Raw genomic sequence first — 6479 nt, 5'->3', positions numbered from 1 at the left:
CTTGCCGACCTGCAGGTCGGCAAGTTGCGCCTGGGCCTGCGCAAGGGCCGCCTCGGCTTGTGCGATGGCGATCTTGGCGTCGGCGTTTTCCAACGTCACCACCGGCGTGCCGGGCGCGACGCGGTCGCCGCGCTTGACCGCAATCGTCTCGACCTGCGCCACCTCGATCGGCGCGAGCAGGACGTAGTCGCCCTCGACGTAGCCGACGGCGAGCGGTGCTGCCGGCGCGCAGGCGCTGAAAAGCTGGGCGGCAAGCGGCAAAGAACAGAGCAGGCTCATGATCCACGATCCTTCCGGACAGCCAAATCGCGCCGAGCTAAAATCGCGCTGAGATTGTCGGTTATTGTTGCCGCGATCTTGCCGGCCTCATCATCGCCGATCTTGCGCCAGCCCATCCGGCGCATAACCGCCTCGCGGCCGATGCGGAAATAGACGACCTGCCCGATCAGCGTGAATACGGTGAGTTTTGTGCGCTCGCTCTCGGCCGGCTCGCCTGTCGCCTGTTCCCAGATCAGGCAGAGGCGGTGATGCGCCGGTTCGAACACGCCGTCATAGATACGGTCGAGCGCCGCGGTAGGATGCGACAGCTCGCGCAGGACGAACTGTACAATCTCGCCGGCTTCCGGCCTTGCCGCGATGAAGGCGACCATCCGCTCCAGTGCGACGGCTAAATGTGCCCGCGCGGCCTCGGTGTCCGCCAATGCTGCGACCGGCGCCTGCAGATTGCCGATCGCCTGGCCGGCAACGGTCTGGATGGTGTCGACGATGTAGTCGGCTGCCGCGTTGCGGAGCCCTTCCTTGCCGCCGAAATGATAGGCGATCGAGCCGATATTGGCCTTGGCCTCAGCCGCGATCTGGCGCGTCGACGTTCCGTCGAAACCCTGGCGTCCGAACAGCTTCAGCGCCGCGCGCACGAGTGCCGTCCGCGTCATGTCTGCGGCGGTCTTGGGCCCCTCATGAGGAAGGCTGCTGGCGCTGGGCGATTTGATCATCATCGACAATTTAATCAATCGAATGATTAAAGTCAACTGCGATCAAGCGGCTTGCCAACTCTGGCCGTGCGCGCTCTAGTGCGTGGCCATGGGCAAGGAAATCGAGCGTAAATTCCTGGTCTCAGGTGAGGAATGGCGGGCAATGGTCGAGGCGGACACTCATATCCGTCAATTCTACCTTCTCGCCGAACCCAGCCGTACGGTGCGTGTGCGCATCAGCAATGATGCCGCCGCCAAGCTGACGCTCAAGTTCGGCAGCCAGGCACGCCAACGCGATGAATTCGAATATCCGATGCCTTTGGCGGAGGCGCAGGAGATGCAGGCCTTTGCCATCGGACATGTCATCGAGAAGACACGCCATCATGTTAGACACCGCGGCTATCTCTACGAAGTCGATGTCTTCGGCGGGACGCTTGCGGGGTTGGTGATCGCCGAGCTCGAGACGCCGGAGGATGTACCGGACGAAATGCTGCCAGATTGGCTCGGCCGTGAAGTCACCGGCGAGCCGAGATTTTACAACGCGTCGCTCGCCCTTGGGGGGATTGCGGAGATCGTCGCATGAGCTTTCGTATCGATCCGCACATCTCGCTGACCGGCGAGATCAGACGCATTCTCGCCGAGGAGATCGGCAAGGCGCTTGTCCATCTGGACGCCGCGCGTGACAGGCCCGAACAGGGGCTGCACAACTGTCGCAAACGGCTGAAGAATGTCCGCGCCTTGCTGCGCCTTGTCCGTTCCGGAGACGAAACATTCTGCGTGACTGAGAATCAATGCTACCGCCAGGTGGCGGCCCTGCTTGCCGGCCCGCGCGAGGCGACCGCACTGGTGGAAACAATCGACCGGCTAGCGGCAAGCTTTCCCGAGCAAAGTGCCGGCGGTGGCCTCGATGCCGTTCGCGACCGGCTCGTCGCGCGCCTTCATGAACTGCATGGCGGAGCAGGCCTCGATGCTGCGATAGGCGCGGCGATCGCCGCTTGCGAGGAAGGTGTCGGCCGGATCGACAAGCTCGCTCTGCCCGACCAGCCGGAGCAGGCTGCCGACGTGCTCGCCGAAGGCGCGCGCGCCACTTTGCGCCGCGCCAGGAAAGCGCTGGACAAGGCGGCTTCGCGCGGCGAAGCCGATGACTTTCACGACCTGCGCAAGGCGGCCAAGACGCATGGCATGCACCTGTCGCTGCTCGGCCGGCTGTGGCCGACGCCGATCAAGGCCCGGCGCAAGGCCGTCGATGAATTGGGCGAGCGGCTCGGCGAACTGCACGACGTGTTCGTCATGCGCGCGCTTCTCGATGCCGAGGACCAGCCGCTCGGTCCCCCTGAGGACACGCGGTTGCTTGCCAAGCTGCTGAAGCGCTCGGAAAAGAGCCTGAAAAAAACCTGCCTCGCCGAGGCGGCCGAGCTTTTCGGCGACCGTCCGAAGCGCTCGACAAGGAAGCTTGCCCGCAAGGTGCGCGACGATCTCACAGCGGTATCGCACGAAGACGCCGGCGCGCCTGGCGTGGGCTGATCATGGTGTAATTTGCCGCCCTGTGATAATCGCCGTCTGGCATGACCGAGCCCGGCGACACGCTTCTGGACCGACTTGGCCGCTGGCTTGCCGGCCGGCTGCAGGAGGAATCGTCCGGCTACGAGCCTTACACGCCGTCGGACGCTATTCGCGCAGGGAAATTCTGCACATCCGCCATCACTCGCTCGACACGCCGCGCGACTTCGACCTGTCGCCCTATTTCCGCATCAGCAAGCCGACCGTCTAATATGGTTTCGACTACCGGCAGATGATTTGGGACGACAAGCCCTGGATTACCAACGCCGAAACAAGGGTTCAGAGTGGCGGCTAGGCCGGCAGCGGCCGTCGTGTCTTTGCGGCGGCCCGGCCGGGTGTCCGCGCGCCGGCGTCGCGCGGATGCGGTCCGATCGGCATGATCGCCGGGAATGGCGTCGCGCCGAAAGCGAAGGTCCATTTGTAGCCGACCAACCCGTCTTCCGGCGTCGTGTGCTGATCGTGATGCGCAAGCAATTTGGCGCGCTCGGCCAGTTCCTCCGCCTCCCGCCTGACCATTTCCGCCGTCTCGGGCCGCATCCGCCTGGAGAAGCTGACGAATGTCGCCTCGCGCTCCAGATGCGTGATGGCCCAGCCGATGAAGTTCTTGTTGGTCACCTCGAACAGTGGCCGCAATGGCCCGTCGAAATTCCACTGGATTGGCGTCTCGACCAGCAGCCTGGCCGACAGGCCGCGACCGAGCGCGACCAGCCCCAACTCCTCGAGGTCTCGCAGATAGAGGAACATCGAAGCCTCGCTCAACCCCTGTGAGCGCATGATGCCTTCGGGCGTAAATTTTTCCGAAAGCATGACGAAGATGAACAGCAGTGCCGGCCGGCCGGCGAGCTTGCGCTCGATCTCCGGCGCGACGTGGTTGGCAGGTCCTGGTCCTCTGTTCATAGAGCCGAGCACGTTCTCCAACTCCACGCCGGCGGCAGCGCAGATCTCCATCAGCCGGTCGAGCTTGCAGTTGCGCTCGTGGAAGATGCGCTTCACCGTCGGCTCGGAAACGCCCATTCGCTCGGCAAGGACGCGGTAGGTCACGCCCTTGGCCTTCAGCGTCCGCTTCAGCGCGTCGAAGATCAGGCCGTTCACGGGATGCACCTCTTTTGCACGATTTGGTATCAACCTCCGGTACTAGTCCCGATAGATCTTCCCGGAAAGTATCGAAAGGCCTAGCTCTCCGCCAGTCCATTACAGGAGACTAGCCATGAAAAGCCTCTTCACACCGATACTTCTCGCCATCTTCGGCATCGCGACTGCGCCGGCAGTTCAGGCCGCTGAACTCTGGCGCGCCAGCGGCCTCGAGCAACCTGAATCGGCGCTGTTCGACGCCGCCGGCCAGCGCGTTATCGTCTCGAACATCGTCGGCAATCCCGGCGAAGCCGACGGCAACGGCTATCTGTCGGTTCTGTCGATGGACGGCAAGCTGGTCACACAACACTGGACCGACGGCATGGACGCGCCCAAGGGCATGGCGATTGCCGGCGGCAAACTCTACGTCGCCGACATCACCCATGTGCGCGTCGTCGATCTCCAAAGCGGCAAGCTAGCGTCGACGATCGACGTGCCGAACGCTGTCTTTCTCAACGACATGACCGCTGATGCATCCGGCAAGGTCTACGTCACGGATATGCTTGCCGATACGATCTATCGCATCGACGGCGACCGGCTCGAACTGTTCATCAAGGATGCGGCGCTCGCTTCGCCGAATGGCATCTTCGCCGATGGCGGCCGGCTGATCGTCGCTTCGTGGGGCAAGGGCATCAAGCCCGACTTCAGCACCGCGGAGCCGGGCGGCCTGCTCTCGGTCGATCTCGCCACCAAGGCCGTTTCGCCTCTGGCTGGCGCGGAAAACTTTGCCAACCTCGATGGCGTCGTTGCCATCGGCGGCAGCATCTACGCCACTGCCTATATGACCGGCACGCTCTACCGCTACAAAGCCGGCGGTACGCCGCAAGTGGTTGCGACGTTCAAGCCGGGCAGCGCCGATATCGGCACAGATGGCAAGTCGACAATCTTCGTGCCGCTGATGAACGAGGGCGAGGTCTCAGCGTTGGGCCTCGACTAAGCCGGCAGTTGCCAGCTCAGGCGGCGGGCGCGGCTTTCTTCAGCTGCGCCCGCGCATCCGTGATCGATGCGGCATAAGTCACCAGCGGCCGCTTGACACCGTGGTTGATCAGCATGCGGCGTGTCTGCGGTGAAGCGCCTGAGATAATAAAGCGAACGCCGGCGCGCTTGGCCTTGTGGGCCGCGCCCTCGATGACATTGGCCGCCGTCGAATCGAAGAACGGCACCGCCGAACAGTCGAGGATGAAGTTCTTGCGCTGGTCGGCGATGCGGTCCAGCACCGTGCCGACGGTCGAGGCGGCGCCGAAGAAAAAGGCGCCCGATATCCGGTAGACCACGGTGTCGGCATCGCTCGCCTCGCTGGAATCATAAGCGCTGGCTCGGTCGGCGACGTCTTCCTGCACCAAGGATTGATGGTCCGCCTCCACCGCGATGCTCTTGGCCATGCGGTCGATGAACAGGATCGAGCCTAGCGCGAAGCCGACGACGATGCCTTCGGTCAGGTCGCGGAAGATGACGATCAGGAACGTCGCCATCAGTACCAGCGCATCGCCGCGCGAGGCGCGCAGCAAGGTGGCGAAGGCCTGTTTCTCGAACATGTTCCAGCACACCACCGCCAGCACGCCGGCAAGTGCTGCAAGCGGGATATAGCTGGCCAGCGGTGCCGCCGCCAGCATCAGAGCAAGCAGAATGGCCGAGTGCATCATGCCTGAGACCGGTCCATGCGCGCCGGCCCGTACATTGGTCGCGGTGCGGGCAATGGTGCCAGTGGTGCATATGCCGCCGAACAAGGCGGAGGCGATATTGGCGAAGCCTTGCGCCACCAACTCGCAATTGGAGCGATGCCGCCTTCCGGTCATGCCGTCGGCGACGACGGCCGACAGCAGCGATTCGATCGCCCCGAGCAGCGCAAAGGCGATGGCGTCCGGCAGCACGTCGATTATCCTGTCGAGGCTGAGCGGCGGGAAGGCCGGCCATTGCAGGCTGCGCGGGATGCCGCCGAAGCGCGTGCCGATCGTCTCGGCCGGCATGGCGAGCAATGCGACGACGAGGGATGCCAGTCCGATGGCAATCAGCATAGCCGGCCACTTCGGCCGAAACCGCTTCAACATCGCAATGGTGATGATGGTCAGTGCCGCCACCGCAGTTGCGGCGAGGTTGATTGTTCCGGCCGCTTCGCCGATGGCCATCAGCTTCGGCACCAGCGGCCCTGGCTCCTTGCCGGCGAGCTTCAGCCCGAACAGTTCGACGATCTGGCCGGAGAAGATGATGACAGCGATGCCGGCGGTGAAGCCGACGGTCACCGGGTAGGGGATGAATTTGATGTAGGTGCCAAGTCTGAGATAGCCGATGGCAAGCAGGAACACGCCGGCCATCATCGTCGCCAGCAGCAAGCCGTCGACGCCAACCCGCGCCACCGTCGCCGCCACAAGCACAACGAAGGCGCCGGCCGGGCCGCCGATCTGGAAACGGCTGCCGCCAAGCGCCGAGACCAGGAATCCGCCAATGATCGAGGTGTAGAGCCCGCGCTCCGGCGTCACGCCTGAAGCAATGGCAATTGCCATCGACAACGGCAGCGCAACGATGGCGACAGTCAGCCCGGCGATGGCATCCGCCTTGAAATGCGTGAGCGTGTAGCCCTCGCGCAGCACCGTCACCAGCTTCGGGGTGAACAGTTCGGAAAATGTCGGCCGCGCCGGTTGATGCACTGCCCGCTGCGTCTGATCCATCGAGTGCCTTCCGCATGAAACCAAGGAGCGGCGGGATCGTCGGCAGGACTGTCGGCGGTCGCCGTCGCGACTTGGAGCGGCGTGCGTCCAAATAGGCGCACAGATACGCCCCAACACTTTTGACCCGCGCATCGGACTATCCGAAAATCGA

Annotated in this window: 6 protein-coding genes and 2 pseudogenes; 4 read left to right on the top strand and 4 right to left on the bottom strand. The window is 63.7% G+C overall.

Going from position 1 to position 6479, the window contains the following annotated elements; genetic code table 11:
* Both NKJ84_RS29745 and NKJ84_RS29740 read right to left on the bottom strand, forming a co-directional pair.
* A pseudogene (locus NKJ84_RS29745) lies at nt 1-279 on the bottom strand (biotin/lipoyl-binding protein); the annotation flags it as partial.
* Nucleotides 276-992 carry a CerR family C-terminal domain-containing protein gene (locus NKJ84_RS29740; RefSeq protein WP_352509412.1) on the bottom strand — a complete coding sequence of 239 codons (717 nt, stop codon included), beginning with the start codon at nt 990-992 and terminating at the stop codon, nt 276-278. The gene NKJ84_RS29740 and the pseudogene NKJ84_RS29745, both read right to left, overlap by 4 nt.
* Nucleotides 993-1080: 88 nt before the next feature.
* On the opposite strand from NKJ84_RS29740, the gene NKJ84_RS29735 reads away from it, so the two are divergent.
* The 3 genes and pseudogenes from NKJ84_RS29735 to NKJ84_RS29725 all read left to right on the top strand — a co-directional run.
* Nucleotides 1081-1554, top strand: a complete 474-nt coding sequence (locus NKJ84_RS29735) for a CYTH domain-containing protein (RefSeq protein ID WP_352509406.1) — start codon at nt 1081-1083, stop codon at nt 1552-1554.
* Nucleotides 1551-2495: a CHAD domain-containing protein gene (locus tag NKJ84_RS29730; RefSeq protein ID WP_352509405.1), complete on the top strand. Its 945-nt coding sequence runs from the start codon at nt 1551-1553 to the stop codon at nt 2493-2495. The genes NKJ84_RS29735 and NKJ84_RS29730 overlap by 4 nt, the downstream gene beginning before the upstream one ends.
* A 133-nt stretch (nt 2496-2628) precedes the next feature.
* A pseudogene (locus NKJ84_RS29725) lies at nt 2629-2739 on the top strand (lipo-like protein); the annotation flags it as partial.
* Nucleotides 2740-2822: 83 nt separating this feature from the next.
* Here NKJ84_RS29725 and NKJ84_RS29720 read toward each other — a convergent pair.
* On the bottom strand, nt 2823-3623 hold the full coding sequence (locus tag NKJ84_RS29720; RefSeq protein ID WP_352509404.1) for a helix-turn-helix domain-containing protein: 801 nt from the start codon (nt 3621-3623) through the stop codon (nt 2823-2825).
* A 115-nt stretch (nt 3624-3738) separates the two neighbouring features.
* On the opposite strand from NKJ84_RS29720, the gene NKJ84_RS29715 reads away from it, so the two are divergent.
* Nucleotides 3739-4599 carry an SMP-30/gluconolactonase/LRE family protein gene (locus NKJ84_RS29715; protein WP_352509402.1) on the top strand — a complete coding sequence of 287 codons (861 nt, stop codon included), beginning with the start codon at nt 3739-3741 and terminating at the stop codon, nt 4597-4599.
* Between the two features lie 16 nt (nt 4600-4615).
* On the opposite strand, the gene NKJ84_RS29710 is transcribed toward NKJ84_RS29715, so the two are convergent.
* Nucleotides 4616-6328: a SulP family inorganic anion transporter gene (locus NKJ84_RS29710; protein WP_352509400.1), complete on the bottom strand. Its 1713-nt coding sequence runs from the start codon at nt 6326-6328 to the stop codon at nt 4616-4618.
* Between the last annotated feature and the right edge of the window lie 151 nt (nt 6329-6479).

The sequence above is a fragment of the Mesorhizobium sp. M0048 genome (genome assembly GCF_040323405.1).
GTDB lineage: Bacteria > Pseudomonadota > Alphaproteobacteria > Rhizobiales > Rhizobiaceae > Mesorhizobium.
Note: the sequence above shows the minus strand (reverse complement) of the source record. Positions and strands in the feature narration are given on the sequence as shown.

Coding starts and splice junctions, on each gene's coding strand:
- NKJ84_RS29740 (WP_352509412.1), bottom strand. CDS start 992: ATGATCAAATCGCCCAGCGCCAGCAGCCTTCCTCATGAGGGGCCCAAG.
- NKJ84_RS29735 (WP_352509406.1), top strand. CDS start 1,081: ATGGGCAAGGAAATCGAGCGTAAATTCCTGGTCTCAGGTGAGGAATGG.
- NKJ84_RS29730 (WP_352509405.1), top strand. CDS start 1,551: ATGAGCTTTCGTATCGATCCGCACATCTCGCTGACCGGCGAGATCAGA.
- NKJ84_RS29715 (WP_352509402.1), top strand. CDS start 3,739: ATGAAAAGCCTCTTCACACCGATACTTCTCGCCATCTTCGGCATCGCG.
- NKJ84_RS29710 (WP_352509400.1), bottom strand. CDS start 6,328: ATGGATCAGACGCAGCGGGCAGTGCATCAACCGGCGCGGCCGACATTT.